Below are 22,306 nucleotides of genomic sequence, written 5' to 3'. Positions count from 1 at the left end.
TACGTAAGGACGTCATCATGGCAGCAACTCCCCCTACCCGTACGTCGGTCGCCGTTATCGGCGGTGGCCCGGCCGGTTCCACCGCCGCCGCACTGCTCGCCCGGTCGGGAATCGACGTCGTGGTCCTGGAACGAGCCAAATTCCCCCGATACCACATCGGGGAGTCACTGCTCGCCTCCTGTCCGCTCGTACTCGAACTCAGCGGCGCCATGGAGAAGGTTGACGCGGCCGGCTTCACCGAGAAGCGCGGTGGCCTCTTCCGCTGGGGCTCGGAGCAGGACTGGGTGGTCAACTGGCTCGACGTCTACGGCCCCGACCGCCGCTCCTGGCTCGTCGACCGCGCGAAGTTCGACAAGATCCTCCTGGACAACGCCCGTGAACAGGGGGCGGTGGTCTACGAGGAGGCCATTGTCCACGACGTCGAGTTCGACGACGGCCGGCCCGTCGCCGTCGAGTGGTCGGGCGGCCCGGACGGCGCGCCGCGTCAGCGGCTGGCCTGCGACTGGGTGATCGACGCGTCCGGGCGCGCGGGCGTCCTGTCGGCGCAGAAGCTCAAGGACCGCGAGCACCACGAGGTGTTCCAGAACGTGGCCGCCTGGGGCTACTGGCAGGGCGGCAAGACCCTGCCGAACACCCCGCCCGGCGGCCTCAATTCCATATCCGCGAAGGACGGCTGGTACTGGCTCATCCCGCTCAGCGACGGCCGGCTGAGCTGCGGCTACGTCACCCACCGCGACGTGTTCCGGCGCCGCCGGGCCGAGTACTCCTCACTGGAGGAAATGGTCAAGTCCGTCGTCATGGAATCCGAGCACATCCGCCCGCTGATCGACGGCTGCGAATTCGTCGGACCGGCGCGCGCCGAACAGGACTACTCGTATGCCGCCGAGAAGTTCTGCGGCCCCGGCTACATGCTGTCCGGCGACGCCGCGTGCTTCCTCGACCCGCTGCTGTCCACCGGCGTCCACCTCGCGCTGTACAGCGCGACGATCGCGGCGGCCGGCATCGTGGCGATGCGCGACGGCACCGTCTCCGAGACCGAGGTACTCGCGTTCTACGAGTACTGCTACAGGCGTTCGTACGCCCGGCTGCTCACCCTGGTCGGCGGCATGTACGAGCAGTACGGCGGCAAGCAGACGTACTTCTGGTCGGCGCACAACCTCAGCCACCAGGTGCCGCTGCTGGACCGCGAGGCCGTGGGCGAGCGCGACTTCGTCGACCTCAGCGCCGGCCTCAGTGACTTCATCGAGGCTCAGAAGCCCGACGGCGAGGGTTATCGCCGGGTGCTCACCGACCAGCTTGTCCTCGGTGCCCACAAGGCCCAGTACGACGCGGTCGCACTCGGCAAGGTTCCGGCCGACCGGGGGCCGTTCGACTTCAGCTACCTGGACGAGAACAACCACTACCAGCGCGAGGCCCGGGAGGCCGAGGTGGAGGAGGCGGCCGGGTTCACCCTCGTCACCGAGCCGCGGCTGGGCCTGGCCAGGATCGGCACGCCGGCGGAGGAGAGCGCCCGCCGGGAGGGTCCCGACCCGCTGAACGACGGTGGTCCCGGAAGCGAGGCGCTGCTCAGCTACTGGACGACGCCGGAGACGTCCGCGAAGAACTGACGACGTCTTCACCCGGGGAGGCCTTCGTGACGGAGGCCTCCCCGCGACCTGTAACCGTTGAGGAGCCACTGAATGAAGAGCCTCGCTCAGCACTCCGATCTGCTGATCGCGGTCGTGATCGCAGACATCGCCGTCGTCCTGCTGGTGGGCAGCGTCCTCGCCCGGCTCGTCCGATACCTGCGGCAGCCGCCGGTCGTCGGCGAGATCATCGCCGGCATCGCGCTGGGGCCCAGCCTCCTCGGCCTCCTGCCGGGCGACCCCTCGGAGCACATCTTCCCCACCGAGGCCCGCCCCTATCTCGCGGTGATCGCCCAAGTCGGGCTGCTCGTCTTCATGTTCGCCATCGGCTGGGAGTTCGAAAAGGGTTTGCTGGCCGGGAAGCGCCGGACGGCCGGCGCGGTGTCGATCGGGTCGATCGCCCTCCCGTTCGGCCTGGGTCTCGGCCTGGCCGCACTCCTCTACTCCCGTCACGACACCGTGGACGGCAACCACACGTCGTTCACCGCGTTCGCGCTGTTCCTCGGTGCGGCCATGTCCATCACCGCGTTCCCGGTGCTGGCCCGGATCCTCGTCGAGCACCGGATGACGCGTACCCCCGCGGGAGCGCTCGCGCTGGCCGGCGCGGCCATCAACGACGTGCTGGCGTGGTGCCTGCTCGCGGTGACCGCGGCGATCGTCACCGCCGGCGGCGCGCACGAGGCCATGTCGCAGATCGCAGTGCTGTCGGCCGTTTACGTGTCCTTCATGGCGCTGGCCGTACGCCCGCTCCTTGCCGCCCTCACCCGCAGGATGGTCCGCGACCGGGTGCCGTCGGTGTACGTCGTCATCGTCATCGCCGGGCTGTTCCTCTCGTCGTACGCCACGACCTGGATCGGCATCCACGCGATCTTCGGCGCCTTCGCGTTCGGCTTCGTCATGCCGCGGGAGCCGCGTGAGGCACTGGCCGACGGCCTGAAGCGGCCGCTGGACGGGATCAGCATGGTGCTGCTGCCGGTCTTCTTCATCGTGACCGGCCTGAACGTCGACATCGGCGCGTTGTCCGGGCGCGGTGCCCTGGAAGCCGCGGCCATCTTTGCGGTCGCCTGCGTCGGCAAGCTGGTCGGCGCGGCCGTTCCCGGCAGACTGACCGGGATGTCCTGGCGTGAGGCGGGTACGCTCGGCCTGCTGATGAACACCCGCGGGCTGACCGAGCTGATCATCATCAACGCCGGGGTCAGTCTGGGCGTCCTGGACAGCCAGATGTTCACCATGATGGTGCTGATGGCCCTCGGCACGACCGCGCTGGCCGCCCCGCTACTGCCCAACCCCCCGCTCGCGCCCGACCAACCGGCTCCCCGTCCCGTCGCACTCGCCGGATCGGCCAGGGCGGTATAGCGGCCGGGCGCGGTTGAGGGGCGCCGGCTTCGAGCGCGTCGAGGGGGACTTGCCGCCGGCGGGCGACGGCTGTGGGACTCCGCCTGTCGCCGCTACGCCGTGCGAAGCCGTTCGGCGATGCTCAGGAGCCAGGCACTCGGCGCATGAGCTGCCGGCGGCTCCACTTCCTGCCCCAGCTCGGCGGTGGCGACGGCGTACTCGGACTCGCTCAGACGCAGGGCGAGGAGGGCGTGGACCTCGCCGACCACGCGGGCGACGAGGTGGGAGTCGGTGCTGGTGCGGTAGTCCTCGAGGGCGGTGTCGTGGTCGGCGAATTCGTCGGGCATGTCCTGTGAGAACCATCCGCCGAGCAGTTGCCCGAGCTCGGGGAACCGGGCGTGCCACTCCCAGTGGGTCTCCGGAACGGCGGGAGGTGGCACGACACCTTCCTCGACACTCCGCCGGATGTGATCGGCGACGACGGTGAGCCAGCCGAGGATCCGCTCGTCGGGCAGGCCGACATCGGGCAGGTCGTAGTACTCCCCGACCTGGGCCCGCAGACGCCCGGGCGGATTCCGGGCGTACTCCCGCACCTGCACTTCGGCGGTGGCGAGTGCCCAGGGCCGGGTGTGCCAGGTCTGCCGCAGATATGCGGTGAGGGCGGTGCTCGGCTTCTCGTCGGTGTCGTCGGCGGGTTGCCCCGCGTAGGCGCGGAGGACCTGGTCCATCTCGCCGTGGCGACGGTCGTGTTCGTAACTGGTCAGCGGCATGATCGGACGCTCACAGATAGACGGGGAAGGTGGCGTGCACGACGAACCCGTGCGCGGAGGCGGGCTCACGACGCAGGACGACCCGAGCGGCCCGCACGTCAACGGCTCCCCGCCCGGCGAGGGCCATGGCCTGCAGGAGCACCCGCCCGACGGGCTCGTCCCGGGAGGGCCAGACGGCTTCGATCGTCAGACGGGCACGGGTGGACCGGGCGAGCCAGCGGTCGATGGCGGGCTCGTTGCGGGTGATCACGTGCTGGGTTGCCCATTGGGCGGTTTCGCGGTTGGGGTAGGCCGCGGTGCGGGTACGCACAGAGGGGTCCTTAGGATCGCGGGCGAGATCTTCACAGGTTCCTGAAGGACCAGATCATTCCGATCTCCGTCGTGGAGACCAGAAACAAACCTTGATCGCAGTCGTAATGGGAAATCCCGTTCCAGCTGGCCACTCGCTGATAATAGTCGATATTTGCGCTATCCGATCCCGTGTTTGCGTAGAAGCGAGAGTTTCCCGGGAAGCGCGAAAGGATGATATCAGCTCTATTCTCCCACTCGCCTCTTTTCTCGGTAAAATCTGGTGTTTCTGGAGCGTTGAGCCATGGAGTGGCGAGCGCCACCAGGAACTTCCGGGCTGACGGTCGGGCGATTTCAGTCATGCGGGCTGTGAATAGTTCTGTTTTCTCTGACGTGTTTGGAATTTCGGCGAATGGGTAGTATGGATCCTTTTCTCTCTCGAAGTCGCGGCCAAGGAAGTCGATCGATTTCCAGCCGCGGTTATCGTAAATTCTGCCGCGCAGGAGTGACGGCACATCGTTTACCCAGTGGCTGTTCTCCCTGTCTCTCACTCGCACTGTTCTGCGGGGCCCGTACATGCCTACTGCTTCGGCCCATGAATGCTCGTCGAGCTCGCTCATGATCCTATCCTCGATCAACTTGGCATGGACGTGTAGACCACGTAGGGAGGCTGAAGGTTTGGTTCGTACTTCAGCACGGTTTCTACGCCGTGAGTGTATCGCGCCGGCATTATTTGACCGTTTGTGACTGGCACTGTACGGCCGGTGATTTCCGGCCCCATGGTCCCGTTGGTAACCGCTACGACACTGAACGCCTTCGTTTCTCCAGGGCTAGGTGGTGGGGGGCCCTTCAGCCATGCACCGATGGCGGTCGAATTGTTGTCCAGAGTGTATTCGGTGAACCTCTGAGCCGACTCAATATCGGTGAAACTCGAAGCCGCGGGAATGTCAGGCTCTGTGCCGGAACCGCTGGTCTCGTCCCGCAGTCTCTGGTTCAGTTGTTCGTCTGTCAGGCCTACGTGTTTGTCAATGCTGTGGCTGCCGAACAATTCCTCCTCGGTTGCCAGGTCGAGTGAGTATTTCCCGACCGGTGCGTTGGGCCGCTGCCAACTGTGGTCCTTCTTGAAGTCGTTCAGGGAGCGTGCACCGTAGCCCTCTGCACGTGCAGCTTCGGCGTTGAAAGAAGGTACGCTCAGTAGCGCTTCGCCGAGGTTGTGCTCGAGCGCTCTCAGTTTGTTTGCCGATTCGCTGAACGCCTGATGGTAGGCCTCGACTGCCTGATCGCAGCCAGACTTGTCCATGTGGGAGCGAAAGGTCATAACAATTTCGCCGAACGTCAAGGTCGCTGTGAGTTTGGTCAGTTCGACGAGATCGAGATCGGTGGTCAAGTCCCGGACGGTGGCCCTGGCGGCATCCGCTCCGAGCTTACTCGTCGTCTCTTCCGTTTTATTCCGCACTTCGGCAAGGCGAGTGAATTCGGCCTGCACAGTCTTTGCGGTGTGGACGAGGATTTCGATGATCGGTCGCCTTTTGCTGGGCTGAACCTTGCGGTTTGTTGCCCACTCATGCTCCTCGGGTCCCTTCGGAACGGATACCCGATTTCCCTGACCATCGAGAGTCCTACCCCACTCGGTGGTACCCCAAATGGTCTGGCAGAACGCTTTCATCGCGCCTTGCCATTCGTCATTCCCTTTGCTGTTTGTGATAAATTTGATGGCTGTGTTGAAGTCCTTGGATGCGCTGTTTGCGGCTTCGGCCACGGCCCGCCAGGCTTCGGCCATAGCTGTGAATTCTTCGCTCTCGGCGCCCGGCGTTATCTCGTGAGTCTTGCCGAGCCGCAAGCCGTGTTCGATTGCCGGACGTATGAGTCCGGCGAGGGCATCGGGAATCTCTCCGAGCGCCCCGGAGAGGGCCCACGAGTCTGCGTCCCGGCCGGTTCCCGACCACTTGATTTCGTTGACCGGACCATACGTGGGAGGTGTGTGGATGACGGCAGGCAGTGGTTTCTGCGGAGGTGGCGGACCGTACCGCGCGCTCGCGTGCCAGTCGGCCAGCACGTACTTGTTCGCTGTGTCCGTCAGCCCGACGGAGACGCCGCCCACGCTGACCACGCTCCTCGCCCAGAGGTGCAGGAACTTCTCGTTCACGGACTTGTAGGCGGCCGCGAAGTCGTCGGCACCCTTGCCGGCGCCTGCGGACTGGCTGTAGTTGTTCAGCACGTCGACGAGCGACTTGGCGCCCTTGTCGTAGTCGAACTGCCCGTCCCGCACCATGAGCGACGTGTAGAAGACATGCTGCGGCTGCACGTCGAAGCCGCCACCGGCACTCGGCTTGGGGACTCGTGCCCTCGCGGCCTCCGCCTTGCGTTCCTGATCCGTCGGCAGCTTCTTCGACATCAGGCCGCCCCCCATCCGCGCAGCACCGCGCGATGTGTCTCGGCGTAACCGCTGTGCCCCACGGTCACAACCTCGTGCAACCACTTCTGCGCCGCCTGCAGATCCTGCGCGGAGCGGTCCCACTCGTCGAGCTTGTCGACGAACGCGTTCCGGGCCTCGCCCTCCCACGACAGCACGACAGGCACGACACGGCCGTGGAGGTCGTCGAGCTTGCTGTTGAGCTGCCGGAGGATTGTCTCGAGCTCGCCGGCCAGCTCCTGCAGCGCAGCGAACGAGACATGGATGTACTCGTCTTCTGACATGAATCCCCCCTGGGTGTCTGACCGGGCTAGATGTCTTCGAGGCGGCTGCGCGGCACCGGCGGCGCACTCCGGGTCGACAGCCGGCCGACCTCGCTGTCCATGTCGACCGGGACCTTCCGCATCGCGTCGAGCACATCGAGATCGCTCTCGCTGAACCCGTCACGCCCCAGCCGCACGGCCTCCTCGATCAGCTTCATGACCTCGCGGATCCGCACCGCGTCCTCGGCGGCGGCCCGATGGAACTTGCGGTACGCGGAGGCCGCCGGTCCCTCCCATCCCGCTTCCACGCTGTCGACGATGGTGTCCATCCGCCGCACCTGCTGGTCCAGGTGATCCTGCATGGCGTGAAGATCGTCCGCGAGTCTGGTGAGATCGTCCTCCGACAGGCGCAGCCCAGGACCACCGCTTGGCCCCGGGCCCTTTCCGGACATGCTCATCGAGCCTCCGTTCACTGCCGGTGAGGCATGGTGTACGGCTTCATGGTCGGGTGGCCGGAATCGCGCGGCACAACGCGGCGCCGCACCTCGGCCCGTGTGACTCCGGCGCCCTGCGGCTCCATCGCCGCAAGCCCCGACAGCAGCCAAGAGACCGTCCCCGCCCCGGCTGCCCCAGTCACAACTCGAACACCCTCGCATACGCGACGCACGATTCTCAATACAAATCGTGGTCGATCATGCGCGTTGTGCCACCATCGGTGCCGTGGCCGAGTGCCGGGCGTGGAGGCTCACCGCGCTGACGCGGACTTTCGTGACCCTGAGGTGCTTAGTGCGTGAGACTCATGCGCATTGGCCTGACGGCTGCCTCCGTTCCTTGATCGCAACGGCGTGGTGGGATGACCGGGCGCATGCCCCGAGACCGCCCGCCGCCCCCCGACGTCACCCGGCGGAGGTAGCCACCCACCGGGGCCCGGCAGTGCCGTGTCACCGCTCAACCGAACCGCCATGCGTTCGCCGTGTCAGAAGGCGGCGCAACGCGGTTGGGGTGTGGCCGAGGTGTTGGCGGAGGGTGCAGGTGAGGTGGGCCTGGTCGGCGTAGCCGAGGTCGGCGGCGAGGGTGCTGAGGCTGGTCTCGCCGGCTTCCAGGCGGTCCAGGGCGCGGCCGATGCGGACGCGGTGGCGGTAGTGGGTCACGGAGACGCCGAGTTCGCGGGGGAAGGCGCGGCTCAGGCGGAAGGGGGACGCGCCGAGGAGTTCGGCGAGGGACACGAGGGTGGTGGAGGCGGGGTGTTCGGCGGTGATCGCTTCGCGGGCAGCCGCGACGAGGGCGCGGTCGCCGGTGGTGGGCCCGCCGACGGCGGAGGGCGTCGGTCCGGGGACCGCCCGGGTGACCGCGGTCGCCAGCAGGGTGAGCAAGGCATCGGTGGTGGCGTAGTCGATGTCCGAGGAGCGGGCAAGAGCAGGCGGCGATGGGCCAGGTCGAGCGCGGGGTCGACGTAGATCGTCCCGGTCGCCTTCCTGGGCCCGTCGCCGGCCAGGGAGCGCCAGAGTGCGGGGGCGACGCTGATCGACGTGCAGTGGTCGCCGCCGACGGGGTGGGCGAAGCTCTCCTCTTCGCCCGGGACCGCGAGGTAGGCGAGGCTCGTGTCCAGGTCGACGGCCGGTCCGGCGGCACGGCGGCGGAAGCGGCCTCGCCGTACCAGCACCACGCGGTACGCGCCGCACACCTCGGGAGCCGACCAGCGGGTGTGGTCGCTGTGGCAGGCCACCGCGCTGATGTCGAAGTCGGGCCGGGAGACGACGGGTTCGGCGGAGAGCATGGTCCGCACCGTACGCGGCACGTCTGACATTCCGGCCGCCGCAAGGATGTTCAAGACCGCGGCGGGACGTCCGGGGGAGGCTCAGCGCCGAAGCCGGTCAGGCTTTCACGATACGAGGAGTCAGCTCATGTCCGTTGTCGAACAGCTCGCCACCGTGGTCGTCGACTGCGCCGACCCCGTGGCGCTCGCCACCTTCTACCAGAAGGCCACCGGCTGGGAGCTCACCCACAGCGACGAGGACTTCGCCTCCCTCGGCGCGGACGGCGCGGGGCCGGGACTGGCCTTCGTCCGTGTCGAGGGTTACGAGGCGCCGCGGTGGCCCGAGGGGAACAAGCACGTCCACCTCGACTTCACCGTCCGCGACCTGGACCGCGCGGTCGAGGAATTGCTCGCCCTCGGAGCCTCCAGGCCGGCCTTCCAGCCGGGCGAGGGCGAATGGGTGGTTCTCACCGACCCCCAGGGCCACCTCTTCTGTCTGGCCCCGGCCGCATCCGCCGGCGACTGACCGTCGGGTGCTCGGACCTCACCGCGCCGGGAACGAGGGCAGCGTGAAGTGCGGTGCGGGGAACGTGGGGATCGCGGGTGGCGAGAAGCTCGGGATGGGTGGAACGTGGATCGCGGGCGGGGTGAAGTGCGGTGCCGGCACCGGGTTGGTGGTGTCGGCGCTTCCCGCCAGACCCGACTCGAACGGGTAGGTCGTCAACTCCTGTGGGACGACGGACGGATCCTTCCCCTCCTGGATCTCGACGTCGTTGACGTACACGCGCATTTCGACCGCCCCGCGGTGGACCGTGAAGCGCAGCCGGTAGTCGACGGAGTCGGTTCCGGCGGGCAGCACGACGGTCTTCTTCCAGGTACGCGCGACTTCGGGCAGCGTCGTGTGGCGGCCGTTCACCCAGTAGGTGAGGTCCGTGAGCGGGCCGTCCCCGGTGACGACGAACCGCAGTTCCGACGGCGGCGTGGCGGGCGAGGGCGACATTGAGGGCGACAACGGGGGAGCGGCTGACGGCGTCGCGCCCCGGCTCGCTCCCGGCGAAGGACCGCGACCGGTGTCCTGGGCCAACGCCGCCACCAGCGCTCCGGTCGCCGACGGTACGACGACACCCACGCCGAGAAGCAGCTGCCGCCGCGTGGGCGTCCACGGAGGTACCGGGGCGTCGGCGGCGGCCAGTTGCCGACCGGCGATCACTTCCCGTACCCCGGTCGGCAGTTCCGTATCGCCCGGCTGCGAGGCCGCCGAGGTCAAGGCCGCGATGCGCCGGGTGAGTTCGGCGGCGGTGGGCCGGGCGGTGGGGTCGGGATCGCGGCATTCGTCGATGAGGGCGCGGAGCTCGCCGTCGGGTTCGGTCGCGAAGGCCAGCGTGGCGCCGAGGGAGAAGACGTCGCTCTCCGGTCCCGCGTCGGCGGCCACCTGCTCCGGTGCCATGAACCCCGGTGTGCCGTCGGCGGTCGAGGACCGCCCCCGCGCGGCGATGCCGAAGTCGATCAGACGGGGGCCGGCGCTGGTCAGCAGGATGTTCGCCGGGGTGACGTCCAGATGGGCGATGCCCGCCCGGTGCAGTGCGCCGAGTGCTTCGGCGGTCCCGGCGGCGATGTGCCGCAGGCAGGCGTCGGGCAGCGGCCCGGTGTGTTCGACGGCGTCCCGGAGGGTGGCGGACGGCAGGAACTCCAGCGCCATCCACGGGATCGCCGCCGCGGCGTCCGCGTCCAGCACCGAGGGGGCGTGCGGCCCTCCGGCCGCCGTGGCGATCAGGACCTCGTCGCGGAAGCGGGCGCGCGCCGCGGGCCGGCGGGCATGCTCCCGGTGCAGCACCTTCACGGCGACCGCCCGGCCGCCCCTGGACCGGCCGAGGTAGACCGTCGCCGTACCGCCCACGGCCAGTCGCGCCAGGATCCGGAACGGTCCCAGGCGGCGCGGATCGCCGCGTTCAAGCCCGTCCATGCGCCTCCCCGTCCGGCGGCGTCAGCGCCTGGACGCCGCCCGACACGGTGGCGACGACCAGCACATCGCCGAAGTCCAGGATCCCCGCGCCGTCACCGAACTCGGCGCCCGAGGGATCGGTGGTCTCGCCCTCGTACGTCCACAGTGTCCGTCCGCCGGCGGTGTCCAGCGCGTACAGCGTGGTGTCGACGAGCGCCCAGAGCGTACGTCCGGACCGGCCCAGCGTCACCGGCCTCATGCCTCCGGTCCCGATGGGCCGTGACCACGCCGTCTCCCCGGTGGCGGCCCGAAGGGCGCGTATCTCCGGCTCCGGACCGCAGACGTACACCATCCCCTGCCCGCAGTGGCGCACGGTGCATCTGTAGTCGATGTGCTTCTCCCACAGCCGGGCCCCGTCGTCCGCGCGTAGTGCGATCAGGGAGTCGAAGGCGTTACGGGTGAAGACCATCCCGTCCGCGGTGACGGGCGGGTCGGGTTCGTCCACCCGGCGTTTCCAGCGGGTGCGGCCGGTGCGGGCGTCGAGCGCGGTGATCCGGTCCTCGTTCGTCGTCAGCACCGCGTCGGGTCCTCCGCCGATGTTCAGCCCGCCGGGTGAGGCGGTCCAGCGGGTCCGCCCGCTCCCGGTGTCGAGGGCGGTGATGTTCGACCCCTCCGCGTAACAGACGACCTGCCCGGCGGCCAGGATCCCCCAGGGGAAGAACGGCACCTCGGCGGTCCACCGGCTCCGGCCGGAGGCCACGTCGAGGGCCCGCAGCGTGTACGGCTCGGTGCTGTCGCCGCTGCGACGGGGGTCGAAGGCGAAGACCGCGCCGGCCCCCGCCGTGAGGAAGCCCGACGGTCCCCGGGCGTCGGCGCGGCGTGTCCAGAGCTGCTTGCCGGACCTCGGGTCGAGTACGCGAACCCGCCCGTCCAGGGAGTCCGCCACGGCGAGGGCTGTCCGTCCCGCGGCGATCAGGTACCGGGGGCCTCCGTCGCTGGCCGCGACCTGCTTGGACCAGAGCCGAACGGCCGGCTTGCGCGCCACCGGGGACGAGGAGGGCCTCGACGGTTCACCGGCGTCCTCGGTACGCGTCGCCTCCCACGCCTTCCACACGACCGGCACACCCGCGGCCGCGGCGGTCACCCCGATGCCGGCCCGGAGCAGCCGGCGCCGTCCGGGACGCCCAGGCGGCACCGTCGTCCCCGGCACACTCCCGGAGTCGGCCGTCGTCTCCCCGGGCGACGCCTCGTACGCCGTTGCCGGAGGGCCGCTGCCGGCGATCGCCCGGCCGAGGGCGATGGGCAGCCACCCCGTCCCCTCGACGGACCCGGTGGGCCGGCCGAGCCGTCGTAACAACTCGCCGGCGGCGGGCCGGCGGTCCGGCTCGCGGCGCAGACACAGCTCGACGGCCGTACGCAGCGCGCGGTCACGGATCCCGAGGGGACCGGTACGGGCGGCCCGTACTCGCTCGAGGACGGCCGCCCGGTCGCCGCCCTCGAACGGGGAGCGCCCCGTCGCCGCGAACACCAGCACGGAGCCGAGCGCGAAGACGTCACCGGGGGCTCCGGACACCGCACCCGACGCCTGCTCCGGCGACATGTACGCCACGGTGCCGAGCAGGGTTCCGCGGACGGTGAGGTCACCCCCGTCCTCGGGCCGCACGAGCCCGAAGTCGATGACCCGCGGCCCGAATTCGGTCAGCATGATGTTGCCCGGCTTCAGGTCCCGGTGGGTGAGCCCCACGCGGTGGATGTCGGCGAGCGCTTCCGCGACGGCGCAGGCCAGCAGCCGTACGGCCGACTCGGGCAGGGGGCCGTACGATTCGACGGCCTCGGCCAGCGACAGACCGGGCAGGTATTCCATCGCCAGCCAGGGGATGCCGTCGTCGCCGGTGTCGAGCACCGCGGCCGTGAACGCGCCGTTCACCTCCCGGGCGGCCGCCACCTCACGCCGGAACCGCTCCCGGTAGCGGCCGTCGACGCCGTACTCCCCGCGCACGGCCTTGACGGCCACGGGCCGCCCGCCCGGCGACCGGCCGAAGTACACGACGCCCATCCCCCCGGCGCCGAGCCGCCCCGACAGCTCGTACTCGCCCAGCCTGCGGGGATCACCGGGTTCCAGGGGACGCACGCCCGTGCCTCTCGTCTCACGCTCCGTACACACGTGATCCCATTAAAGCCAACCGTGGTGCCACGGGAGCAGCTTGCCGGAGATATCCGGGACGGGTCCCGGACGCGGTGCGCCATTCTGGGTCCGCCATGGACGAACCGGATCCTCACCAGGGAGCGAGCGCATGCGCCTGACCTCAGCCACGAGCCGCCCTGCCGCCCTCGTCGCACTGGCGGCGGCACTGCTGCTGACGGGATGCGGGAGCGACGGTACGGACGGGTCCGACCCCGGCCGGCCGGACACGGCCCGGTCGACGGCCGCGAGTACGAGCGCTCCTTCCCGCCCCGACGACGAAAGCAACCCGGCTCCGGACCGTAACGACGAAGTGGACGAGGCGTTCGACGCGGCCCGCAGCGTTGCCCTGCAGAGCGGCCTGCGCTATATCGACCCGGCACTGGGCACACCGGAGAACATGGCCGAGGCCGACGCCAAGGCCGACGCACAGTGCGCCGACCTGCAGCGGAACGTCGCCCGGCCGGACCAGGTCGCCGCGCGGCGATTCAGCACCGGGAACCACCAGGTGACCGAGGCCGACGGCAAGCGGATCAACACGCTGCTGCGCAACACCTACTGCGGCCGCTGAGCCGAGGAGCGCCTTATGACTCCGACCACCAGCCTCGCCCGCGACTCCGGGCCGGCCGTGCCCGGCACGCTGCGCGCCCGCACGGTCAACGGCAGGCTCGAGGCACCACCGCGGCAGGGCCTGACCCTTCGCTTCGGCCGCGGCCCGACGAAGGACAAGCCCCGGGACCGAACGGTGGACCTGGGTGTCGGCGTGGACGACCTGTCCGTCAGCCGGCAGCACGGGGAACTGACGTTCAGGGAAGGGCAGTGGTGGCTGCGCAACACCGGACTGCGGCTGATCCGGCTCCCCCGGGGGCTGACGATGCACCTCAGCACCGAACCGATCCCCCTCGGCACCGGCTACACCCCGGTGTTCGTCAAGGGATCCGGCAGCCGCGAGCATCTGGTGGAGTTGTACGTGAAGGGACACGATGAGGACCCGATGCCATGCCGGGAAGCCGAGACGATCTGTCCGCTCGACCCCGACGAGCGGCTGCTGCTGGTGTTACTGGGCCGGCGTTATCTGCGGTACGAGGAGAACCCGCGCCCCCTGACGTACACCACGGCCGCCGCGGAGCTGGCCCGGCTGCGGCCGGACGCGGAGTGGACGGACCGCCGGATCGAGCACCGCGTCGAGGTCGTGCGGCGCCGACTCCAAGCGACGGGATTCGCCCGTCCGTTGCGACCCGACCGGCCAGGCGACGACACCCCGCTGCACAACCTGATCCGGGCGCTCGTGGAGTCCACGACGCTCGTCCCGCCGGACCTGGAGCTCATCGACGCCGGCGCGGCGGTGGCGCGGGACCGGTCCCGGGTATGACCCCTATCATCCCCGCAGGACCAGACAGAGCAGGGGACCCTCGCATGACCAGGACACCGAGCAAAGTCACCCTCCTGCCGGAAACGGCGGGATCCCTGAGCCACCCGGACCGTCACGCCGAGCCCGGCACCCTGTTCGTCCGGGGCTCGAACGGCGGCATGAGCGTGGCCCCCGACGCGAACTTCACCCTGTACTTCGGGCGCAACGTACCCGAGGTCCACGTCTGCGTCGGAGCCGGCGACAAGAAGGTCAGCCGCCGCCAGGGCCTGATCACACGTGAGCCCTCCGGCTGGGTGCTGCGCAACACCGGGAAGGCCCCGATCCGGCTCCCCGGATCCGGCCTGGTCCTCGGCGGCGACGGAGCCCACCTGCCCGTCGGGTACACACCCGCGTTCATCGTCTCGGCGCAGCGCGAGCACCTGCTCGAGGTCCGGGTGGCCGGGCGTTCGGAATCGGTCGCGGGATGGGACACCGACCGGATCCGCGAGGCGGAGACCATCGAGGAGACGCGGGGGATCAGCGACGAGGAGAAGCTGGTCCTCGTCTGCCTCGCCCAGCGCTATCTGCGCAACGAGCCGTCGGCGGCGCCACTCACCTGGGCGCAGGTGGCCTTCGAACTGGGGGAGTTGTGCCCCCGGGAGAAGTGGAGCACGAAGCGGGCCGCCCGGGTCGTCGAAAAGGTGCGCCTGAGGATCAGCGAGAAGCACGGCGTGCGCGGTCTCGTCGAGGACGAGATCCCGCAGCCCGTGGGAAACGCGCTCAATCACAACCTCATCGATGATCTGCTGGTCACGACGACCATCCGCCGGGCGGACCTGGACATGCTGAGGAAGTGATCGCGGGCGTTACCCGAGGTACGGTCGGCAAGCAGGGGGATCCATGCGCAACAGGGAGATTTTCGGGAGCCGGGTCGTCGAGCTGCACGGCGAGATCGACGACGCCGCGGCGAACCGTGTGGTGGCTCAACTACTGCGGTTCGCGGCCGAGGAGCCGCGCCGGGACATCCATTTGTTCATCGAATCGCCGGGCGGCTCCGTCACCGCGGGGACGGCCGTCTACGACGCGATGACGCTCGTCCCGTGTGACGTGGCCACCTATACGTTCGGCCTCGCCGGCGGGATGGCGCAGTTCCTGCTCTCGGCCGGTGCACCGGACAAGCGCATCACTGTGCGCGGCGCCCGCATAGTGATGAGGGGGCCTTCGTTCCCCCGAAGCGACGCACACGTCGACGCGAGGCTCGTACGAGTACGCCACACGCTCTCCGAACTCATGGCCGCGCGGATCGGGCACAGCCCCTGGCGGATCCGCAGGGACTGGGACGCGGAACGTGACTTCACCGCGGAGGAGGCACGTGCGTACGGCCTCGTCGACCGAGTCCACGACCACCCGCCCGGCGTGTGAAACCCGGGTCGGGAGTTCGCGCACCCCTCACGCCCGTAGCAGCTTGAGATTTGTGAACACCTCCCGGCACCAGGCCAGCGCGGAGTCCACCGACACCCACTGCGGATCCTCCGGCGCCAGATACGGCAGGACGTACGGCTCGGTGATGCCCTCGGGCAGGTCCTCCGCCAGGCAGTCGTACGGGGCGTAGCCGTATCGCGCGCCCTTCATCCGCCGCGCCTCCTCCGGCGGGGCGCTGTCCCACACCGCCATCCACAGCCGCCGCAGCATGGCCGGATGCGCCGTCGCGAACATCAGCCGGCCGATGTCCAGCGGCTCGGCCGCCGAGATCACCCGTGTCACGGCGGCGAACCGGTCCTGCTTGCTCACGTACGCGCAGAAGCCCGACCAGATCTCCACGCTGTGCCCCGCCGCGATGATCGAGGAGCAGAGCGCGGCCAGCGCCACCCCCCGGTGGAGTACCGCCGAGTGCGGGGTGGTGTGGTCGAAGCCGGCCGGGATCAGGAACGTCACCACCCGGCCGCGCGCCGAGATCCGCTGCGGCACCGCGTCCACCATGCATTCCGGCACCCCGCTCAGATAGACGCCGACGTCCACCTCGCTGCCGGTCACGTCCCACGCGGGTGTCATGGCCGTGGTGAGCACCTCGTCGCCGACCCGTTCACGCAGTTCGGCGACCTCGGCGTCCACCTCGGGCAGGACGGTGGTCCACCCGCCCTCGGCCAGTTCCAGCGCGCCGTCCCAGGTGGCCCCGGCCCACTTGGCGGCGTTGCGCCGCCCGGCCCCGTTGCGGATGCTGTCGGGCGCCCGGGCCCGGTCCACGTACTCCTGCCAGGACCACAGGGCGGGCAGTGCGTGGACGGTGTCCCCGGGCCGCGCTCCGGGCCGGATCACGCGACACCGTCCGTCTCGTCCGCGAGCCCCAGCGCCGAACGGTGTGCCGCCGACATCCCCCGTACCACCCGCCAGCGGATCGCCTGCCCGGTACTCGCTCCCGCCTCCAGCAGCCGGGCCGCGTCGATGCTGGCCCGCGGCGAGAACATCACCGGCAGCCGTTTCTCCGCCGCCGTGGTCCGCAGCTCGCGCACCTGCTGGACCACCTGCCGCACCGCGTCGGGGCGCGACGGCGCGTGCGCGAGCGCGAGGCGTTCCTCCAGCTCCTCGTCGACGGGCACCTCGATCACGACGAACCGGTCCAGCGTCGCGGCGTCCAGCGCCTGCCGGCCCACGTACTGCCGGTCACCGCCGGTGCCGAAGGTGTTCGCGGTCGCCACCAGCCGGAAGTCGCGGTGCGCGGTGACCATGCCGTCGGCGAACGCACAGGTGCGCAGCGACAGCGCCTGGTTCAGCTCCGCCAGCAGGCCCGGGTGACCGCTGTCCAGCTCGTCCAGGAGCATCAGCCCGCCGTGCTCGAACGCCCTCCGGAACGGCGTGTCGTGGTACGTGCCGTGGGCGTCGTAGTAGCCGAAGACCTTGCTCATCGGGGTGGTCGGGCCGAGCGACAGCGCATGGAACTCCTGCCCGAAGCCCTCGGCCGCCTGCTGGGCCATCATCGACTTCCCGGTCCCGGCCGGACCCACCAGCATCACATGGCAGCCCGCCCCGAGCGCGAGCAGCACATCGGGCAGCACCACATGGCTGTGCCCGCTGATCCGGGCCGGGTCCGGGACCGCCGCGATCCGCACCTCCACGACCGGCGGCACCTTCTCGGCGGCGGCCGCGACCGCCCGGACCGCCTCGTTACGGGCGAACTGCCCGACGTTACGGTTCAGTTCGGCCCGCGCGCCCTGCAGCTCCCCCCAGAACCGCCCCAGCTTCTCGTCCAACTCCTTGCGCGCGGTGGCCAGCGTCTCGGTGATCTCCCGGCGCTGATCACCGAGCGTGCACTCGACCGATTCCCGCGCCGCCTCCAGCGCCCTGCGCTCCGTCTCGGCCGCCAGCCCCGACGCCGCCTTCTCGGCGACCCGCCGCGCCGTGGCGCCGGCCGCGGACTCGGCCGCGGAGGCCGCCGCCCGGACGATCTCCTCGGCGTGGGCGACGCGCTCGTCGGCGACCGCGCGGGCGGCCTCGGTGGCCACCCGGCGCGCTGTCTCGTCCATGGTCTGCTGGGCAAAGGGCGACCTGGCCAGGGCATCGGCGTACCGCATGATGGTGTCGCCGGCGACGGCGCTCGCGATCTGACGGACTTCCGTCCTCAAGTTCTCCCGCATACCGGGATTCTGCGGGGACCTGTGCGGGACCCCTCCCGGAGCCATGCCACCACGTCACGATTGCTGCTGATGCCATGGGTCGCGAGATTCCTACAAACGACCGGCGGGCCACGGCCCCGGATCAGCGCGGCCACGGAGCCCTCCGACCGAGCGGCGGACTACAGCCGGGAGAGCTACGGAGAGGGCTGCGCGGAGCTCGAGGCCTTCGAGCCCGGCATCATGTCCCAGGCGAACTGCCGGTGGTGGCAGATCGGTACCTCTTGTACGGTGTCAACCCAGTCGTCCGAAAGAGGGGGGATCATGTCCTTCGAGAAGGAGTGGGCCGATCTGAAGTCCAACGCTCGTGCGATGAGACTGGATCAGGCTGCGTGCGACTCAAGAGGGCCCGGCAGTGGACGGCGTCCCGATCTCGTCGTATGCCAGGATGATCTGGGTAAGGTCGGAAATGAGGCGTATGAGCTGCACGGACGGTTACGGCGGCAGGCGGATATCAGGAGTGCAGGGGGTGGGCCCGGCAAGGACGGCGCCGGGTCGACCGACCAAGCCGTCAGCGAGCTCCGCGGACACAACTTCAGTATGGGCGAGGAACTGTCCGACGCACTGACTGTGTGGGGTGGTCAGGTACGCACTCTACTGCAGATGTGCGCGCACATTTCCAATCACCTGGACTTCACGACGAAGGCGCATGCCGAGGACGAAGCCGAGGTAGCGGCCTCAATGCGGCATCGGGACGGTTCGGCGTTGAGCGCTTCCGAGATTTCCCGGATGGTGGAATGACGGGGCGCGAGATGGAGCGACTGACGTACACCGATCTGATGAACGTCGATCTCCGCAAGCTGGAGATTGCCGGCGCGGACTGGAAGGACATGACCGCCAATCTCGTTCGACTCCGGGACTCGGCGTACAGCGGGCTGCTACTTCAGTCGGATGCCGCACGATGGGAGGGGGTAAACGCGGGGGTTACGAAGGATTTCGTGCGGCAGGCCGTCAAGGAGTTCGCAGACCTTCACAATGAAGCCGCGAGTATCCATGCTGTGCTGGATGATGCCGCGACCGAACTGACTGTGTTGCAGCGCCGTGTCCGGGACCTCACGGCGCAGGCAGGTAAGGGAGAGCCCACCAAGGGCATCCAGCCCTTGGTGATTACGGAGATGGGGGATGGCACCGTTCAGGTCGCAGAATCCATCTGTCGAGTTGAACAACACGCGCGGCAGGAGGACCTCATCCAGTGGTATGCGGATGCGATCAAGGGAGCGGTCGCCCACGCCGCCGAGATCGACGCCGCGGTGAAGAGCGCATTGGCCAAGGCTCACGGCAGGGATCCGTACAACGCCGGCCACGCGACCTACACCTCGCTCGACGAGGAACAACTGCCCGTTGCCGTCCAGCTCGCTACGCTCGGGGGTGACGCTTCGCCTCAGCAGCGTGCCAAGCTGCGGCGCCTGTGGGTGTCCCTCGGGCCGGAGGCCCGAGCCGATCTGTGGTCATCGCACAAAGACAGTCTCCTGGCCGCTGGCATCTTTTCTCCTCAGGTGAAGCGACTGGCACCGGACGGAGGCTCAGGCACACACGACAGCGAGTCGCCCGGATTCGACGATCGGCTGAACAGGGAGAAGCTCCGGGCGATCGCCGAGGGCGGTGATTGGATGAACTACACAGACGCTGCCCGGCATATGGTGCACTATCTTGAGAACAGCGGCGATCCTCTGGACCTTCCGGTCGACAAGATGATGCACGATGATCCGGGATTCCGAACGCACATCGATCAGGCGCTTTCTCAGGAGTCATCGCGGTGGAGGGAGGAGGCGCTGAAAGAATACAGGAAGTCGGGAGGTCGGCCCGTAGCTATCCCTGTGGAATCCCGTAACCAGACCTATTACTTCCCCAAGGAATCCGAACCAAATTGGTACTACGCCGTCGGTTCGACTGGGTCAAACATCACCGGGGTCGTGACGGTAACCCCTGCGGCGGACGGTCAACCGCAGGTTTCCCTCGATTACCAGGTCAACGCATGGGATCGTTACAACTGGGACAGTGGGAAGTCGGTGGACATCGGCCCCCTGCATATCCCTGATGAAGAGACAGGGCGGCTCCACAGGACCGGGATGGCTCAGGAATTTGATGTATCCGGGAATAGCTCCGTCAAGCATTACGATCTCGGATCCGGGTCATTGCCGGCGCCCGACGAACCCGGTCTGGGTGGGAGCCGCATGGATCCTGGGCGTGACAACTCATACCGCTGATGCCCGAATCCTCCCGACCATGAGGTACCCATGCACAAGAAGTTCCTACCCACCTGCCTGATGGCTGTGGTCATTCCCCTGACTGCAGTGACGGGCTGCACCGCATCCGGTGAGGGTGAGGGCGGAACCCAGACCCGTGAGGACTGCTGCTGGAAGAGCGAGGCGTCCTTTGCCGAGGTCGCAGACGTGATTGGGTTGCCCGTGCCGGCGGCAGCGGGTGACCGCCGGGCAGGTTACAAACAGGGTGAGCGATACGATGTCGGAATTCTGACCTTCCTCCTTCCCGAGAAGGCCGCCGGGGAATTCCTTAGAAAGCTGATCCCCTCCGGCACCAGGATGGTTCCGAATGCTAACCCCGATCCGAACAATCCATACACGCTTGGTGCAAGTTTCACTCACTTGGGCGTGCCGGAGCCGGAGGTCGCCAAGAGCGTGTCCATGGTCAGCCTGTGCCCAGAAGGGCAACTCAATGGGGTGCAGGATCCGCCGATCCTGCGCAAGCTCAAGCACTGCGTGAAGGTGTACGAGTATAGGGACTCCTCAGTCGGTGTGCGTATCTATGTTCGTGCAGGGTTGGAAGGCGTGCAGGAGTAGTTCTCGACTGTGTGCATGCTGAGGACTTCGCTATCTGGGAAGAGAGCCCCGACGGCACTGGTATCTGGTCGGGAAGCGAGTGAGGGTGGGCGGGGTGGAGTCGGCGTTTGCGCCAAGAGTGCGCATGCATGCAGACGTGGACTTTTTGGATGCGGGATGGGTTGCATGAATTTGTGAAAGCGCGAGTTGACTTGTCTGGCCGCCTGTGCTGCATGTGTATCGGGCGTGGAAGGGGCGCATGCCGCGCACGCGTGCCCGATCACCGACTGATGGTCGTGGCGCGTCCGGACCTGTGGCGTGTCCGAGGGCACCGCCGGATCTTTACCGTGGAGCAGAACGCTCACCCGATCTCGGGCGGCCCAGGTCTTCTATTCAGCAGCCTTATGTCGAACATTACTCCCGGTCTTCTCGTTCTCCTGGCCAACCAACTGGGTCTGCCCGTCTCGGCGGAGGACTTATCTACTCGACGATATGTGCTCGGAGCCCTTGATCACAACGATGGATCTCGCTTCGAAAGGAGTTCAGCCGGTCAGTGGGTCTGCACGCAAACCCCTGCGGACTGACTCTGGAGCGAGTGGCGCCCTATTCGATCTGTGACGCTTCGGCAAGTGGTGTAGCGTGAGACTCTTCGCCGGTTGTCCCGTGCGGAGCCCCCCAGCAGGTGCAAGGTGACACCCACTTCGGAATGGCAGTTGGCTCTGGACGCCGTTGACACGGCCTTTGCTCAGCCGCCCGCATTCGACCGGCCCATGTCCGGCTGTACCCGCTGCCTGACGGAGTCCGATCTTCTCCTGCTCGGTGGTGACGTGTCGGGAGTGTCGGACGACCTTCTCGGCTACTTCGTCAGGAAGGTGCCGGACCATTGGGACGACGATCAATACCCCGTCCTGTGGCGTCGGTTGTTTCCTCGTGCGGTTCGTATGTGGGGTCCCGGACTTGAGACCGACCCTTCGCTCGCCATGTCCCATCTCCATGGGGCCGGGCTCGCCTCGTGGCCGGATCCTGAGCGTGACGCGGTTGACCAGGCCTTCCGAGCCTTGCTGTCGTTGGCTCTGACCGACGGCCGCAGACCGACCGCCGTCTTCGACATGCTCGAAGGGATTGCCGCCGCGACGGACGGCATTGCTCCGTGGCTGTCACATCTGGCCGCGGTTCCGGGGCGTGAGGCAGATGCGGGGCTGGCCAGGGTGGCGCTGAGCTGGGGTGCTGAAGTGCTCTGGGAGGACCTGCAGTTCACCTGGTACTACTCCGGTCGGATCGATGAGGTGGCCGACTGGCTGCCGACCCTCCGCCCCCGGCTGACCTCCTTCGCCGCCATGCACCCGCGCTGCAAGACGGCAGTGGATGCCCTGGCGGCCCTCTCGGCGCTGGAACGCGGCGAGAGGGCGCCGTGGTTTTACCCGGGAGCGTCGAACGTGCTCCCCTTGATCACCGCTGGATCTGCATCACCACGGCCTTGGGCTCCGTGAAGAACTCCCGGCTGAAGTCCCCGCCCTCGCGGCCCACGCCCGAGTCACCGACGCCGCCGAAGGGGGTACGCAGGTCGCGGATGAAGAAGCAGTTCACCCACACCATCCCCGCCCGCAGCCGGGACGAGACCCGGTGGGCGCGGGAGAGGTTCTCCGAGAAGACCATCGCGTTGAGGCCGTAACGGGTGTCGTTGGCCAGCGCGACCGCCTCGTCCTCCGTGTCGAAACGGTTGACGACGCACACCGGGCCGAAGATCTCCTCCCGGTACGCGGCGGCGTCCAGCGGCAGATCGGTGACGATCGTCGGCCGAACGACCCAGCGGCCCGACTCGTCGACACCACCGGTGACGATCTTCCCGCCGTCCCCGGGAATCCCGGAGACGTACGCCGACACCTTCTCGAAGTGCCGCCGGCTCGCCAGCGACGACAGCCGCACCGAAGGA

At 68.5% G+C, this 22,306-nt stretch carries 23 protein-coding genes; 11 read left to right on the top strand and 12 right to left on the bottom strand.

The annotated features are described in order from the left end of the window. Positions 1-17: 17 nt before the first annotated feature. Entirely contained in the window at positions 18-1,607 is a 1,590-nt protein-coding gene (locus SRB5_RS13080; RefSeq protein WP_153452088.1) for an NAD(P)/FAD-dependent oxidoreductase, read from the top strand. Positions 1,608-1,679: 72 nt separating this feature from the next. After that, complete coding sequence (locus SRB5_RS13075; protein WP_153452086.1) at positions 1,680-2,981, top strand: cation:proton antiporter; 1,302 nt, start codon at positions 1,680-1,682, stop codon at positions 2,979-2,981. 92 nt (positions 2,982-3,073) lie between these two features. Here SRB5_RS13075 and SRB5_RS13070 read toward each other — a convergent pair whose 3' ends face one another. The 7 genes from SRB5_RS13070 to SRB5_RS36435 form a co-directional block, all read right to left on the bottom strand. Further along, a complete protein-coding gene (locus SRB5_RS13070; RefSeq protein ID WP_153452084.1) occupies positions 3,074-3,730 on the bottom strand; it encodes a contact-dependent growth inhibition system immunity protein in 657 nt (218 codons plus the stop codon). Positions 3,731-3,740: 10 nt separating this feature from the next. Next, positions 3,741-4,040, bottom strand: a complete 300-nt coding sequence (locus SRB5_RS13065) for an RNase A-like domain-containing protein (RefSeq protein ID WP_323377847.1) — start codon at positions 4,038-4,040, stop codon at positions 3,741-3,743. Between the two features lie 31 nt (positions 4,041-4,071). Next, positions 4,072-4,638, bottom strand: coding sequence for a hypothetical protein (locus SRB5_RS13060; protein WP_153452082.1), 567 nt, complete (start codon positions 4,636-4,638; stop codon positions 4,072-4,074). Positions 4,639-4,652: 14 nt separating this feature from the next. Further along, complete coding sequence (locus SRB5_RS13055) at positions 4,653-6,413, bottom strand: RNase A-like domain-containing protein (protein WP_153452081.1); 1,761 nt, start codon at positions 6,411-6,413, stop codon at positions 4,653-4,655. Then, positions 6,413-6,715 (bottom strand): WXG100 family type VII secretion target, encoded by a 303-nt coding sequence (locus SRB5_RS13050; protein WP_153452079.1) that lies wholly within the window; start codon positions 6,713-6,715, stop codon positions 6,413-6,415. Before SRB5_RS13050 ends, SRB5_RS13055 begins: the two co-directional genes overlap by 1 nt. A 26-nt stretch (positions 6,716-6,741) precedes the next feature. Next, a complete protein-coding gene (locus SRB5_RS13045) occupies positions 6,742-7,056 on the bottom strand; it encodes a WXG100 family type VII secretion target (protein ID WP_407703913.1) in 315 nt (104 codons plus the stop codon). Between the two features lie 579 nt (positions 7,057-7,635). Further along, positions 7,636-8,067, bottom strand: a complete 432-nt coding sequence (locus tag SRB5_RS36435) for a helix-turn-helix transcriptional regulator (RefSeq protein WP_228390019.1) — start codon at positions 8,065-8,067, stop codon at positions 7,636-7,638. A gap of 531 nt (positions 8,068-8,598) precedes the next feature. On the opposite strand from SRB5_RS36435, the gene SRB5_RS13035 reads away from it, so the two are divergent. After that, on the top strand, positions 8,599-8,976 hold the full coding sequence (locus SRB5_RS13035; protein WP_153452076.1) for a VOC family protein: 378 nt from the start codon (positions 8,599-8,601) through the stop codon (positions 8,974-8,976). An 18-nt stretch (positions 8,977-8,994) separates the two neighbouring features. Here the strand turns inward: SRB5_RS13035 and SRB5_RS13030 are convergent, their stop codons facing one another. After that, entirely contained in the window at positions 8,995-10,413 is a 1,419-nt protein-coding gene (locus SRB5_RS13030) for a serine/threonine-protein kinase (RefSeq protein WP_153452074.1), read from the bottom strand. Further along, the gene (locus SRB5_RS13025; protein ID WP_153452073.1) at positions 10,400-12,523 is read right to left on the bottom strand and encodes a protein kinase domain-containing protein; all 2,124 of its coding nucleotides are present in this window, start codon (positions 12,521-12,523) and stop codon (positions 10,400-10,402) included. Before SRB5_RS13025 ends, SRB5_RS13030 begins: the two co-directional genes overlap by 14 nt. Before the next feature lie 163 nt (positions 12,524-12,686). Here SRB5_RS13025 and SRB5_RS13020 point away from each other — a divergent pair, with 163 nt between their 5' ends. Genes SRB5_RS13020 through SRB5_RS13005 form a run of 4 tightly spaced genes read left to right on the top strand, consistent with a single transcriptional unit; the run spans position 12,687 to position 15,347 of the window. Further along, positions 12,687-13,145: a hypothetical protein gene (locus tag SRB5_RS13020; RefSeq protein WP_153452071.1), complete on the top strand. Its 459-nt coding sequence runs from the start codon at positions 12,687-12,689 to the stop codon at positions 13,143-13,145. Between the two features lie 15 nt (positions 13,146-13,160). Next, positions 13,161-13,946 carry an FHA domain-containing protein gene (locus SRB5_RS13015; RefSeq protein WP_153452070.1) on the top strand — a complete coding sequence of 262 codons (786 nt, stop codon included), beginning with the start codon at positions 13,161-13,163 and terminating at the stop codon, positions 13,944-13,946. Between the two features lie 44 nt (positions 13,947-13,990). After that, entirely contained in the window at positions 13,991-14,782 is a 792-nt protein-coding gene (locus SRB5_RS13010; RefSeq protein WP_153452068.1) for a hypothetical protein, read from the top strand. Between the two features lie 43 nt (positions 14,783-14,825). Beyond that, on the top strand, positions 14,826-15,347 hold the full coding sequence (locus tag SRB5_RS13005; protein WP_153452067.1) for an ATP-dependent Clp protease proteolytic subunit: 522 nt from the start codon (positions 14,826-14,828) through the stop codon (positions 15,345-15,347). Positions 15,348-15,374: 27 nt separating this feature from the next. Here the strand turns inward: SRB5_RS13005 and SRB5_RS13000 are convergent, their stop codons facing one another. Together SRB5_RS13000 and SRB5_RS12995 are read right to left on the bottom strand one after the other, a co-directional pair. Next, positions 15,375-16,241: a DUF7192 family protein gene (locus SRB5_RS13000; protein WP_323377846.1), complete on the bottom strand. Its 867-nt coding sequence runs from the start codon at positions 16,239-16,241 to the stop codon at positions 15,375-15,377. Continuing rightward, positions 16,238-17,557, bottom strand: a complete 1,320-nt coding sequence (locus SRB5_RS12995) for an AAA family ATPase (protein WP_153452065.1) — start codon at positions 17,555-17,557, stop codon at positions 16,238-16,240. Before SRB5_RS12995 ends, SRB5_RS13000 begins: the two co-directional genes overlap by 4 nt. 300 nt (positions 17,558-17,857) lie before the next feature. Between SRB5_RS12995 and SRB5_RS12990 the strand changes: the two genes are divergently transcribed. The 4 genes from SRB5_RS12990 (at position 17,858) to SRB5_RS12975 (ending at position 21,863) form a co-directional block, all read left to right on the top strand. Continuing rightward, the gene (locus SRB5_RS12990; RefSeq protein WP_153452064.1) at positions 17,858-18,334 is read left to right on the top strand and encodes a hypothetical protein; all 477 of its coding nucleotides are present in this window, start codon (positions 17,858-17,860) and stop codon (positions 18,332-18,334) included. Between the two features lie 38 nt (positions 18,335-18,372). After that, on the top strand, positions 18,373-19,800 hold the full coding sequence (locus tag SRB5_RS12985; protein ID WP_228390018.1) for a hypothetical protein: 1,428 nt from the start codon (positions 18,373-18,375) through the stop codon (positions 19,798-19,800). Positions 19,801-19,830: 30 nt separating this feature from the next. Continuing rightward, positions 19,831-20,394 carry a hypothetical protein gene (locus SRB5_RS12980; RefSeq protein ID WP_153452061.1) on the top strand — a complete coding sequence of 188 codons (564 nt, stop codon included), beginning with the start codon at positions 19,831-19,833 and terminating at the stop codon, positions 20,392-20,394. A gap of 668 nt (positions 20,395-21,062) precedes the next feature. Continuing rightward, complete coding sequence (locus SRB5_RS12975) at positions 21,063-21,863, top strand: hypothetical protein (protein WP_228390017.1); 801 nt, start codon at positions 21,063-21,065, stop codon at positions 21,861-21,863. Here SRB5_RS12975 and SRB5_RS12970 read toward each other — a convergent pair. After that, positions 21,823-22,306: aldehyde dehydrogenase family protein (locus SRB5_RS12970; RefSeq protein WP_153452059.1), on the bottom strand; the 484-nt coding region annotated here is incomplete at its 5' end. The genes SRB5_RS12975 and SRB5_RS12970 overlap by 41 nt on opposite strands.

This window comes from Streptomyces smaragdinus (assembly GCF_009604385.1).
Lineage (GTDB): Bacteria > Actinomycetota > Actinomycetes > Streptomycetales > Streptomycetaceae > Streptomyces > Streptomyces smaragdinus.
The sequence above is the reverse complement of the archived record's forward strand: the minus strand, read 5'-3'. Positions and strand labels throughout refer to the sequence as shown.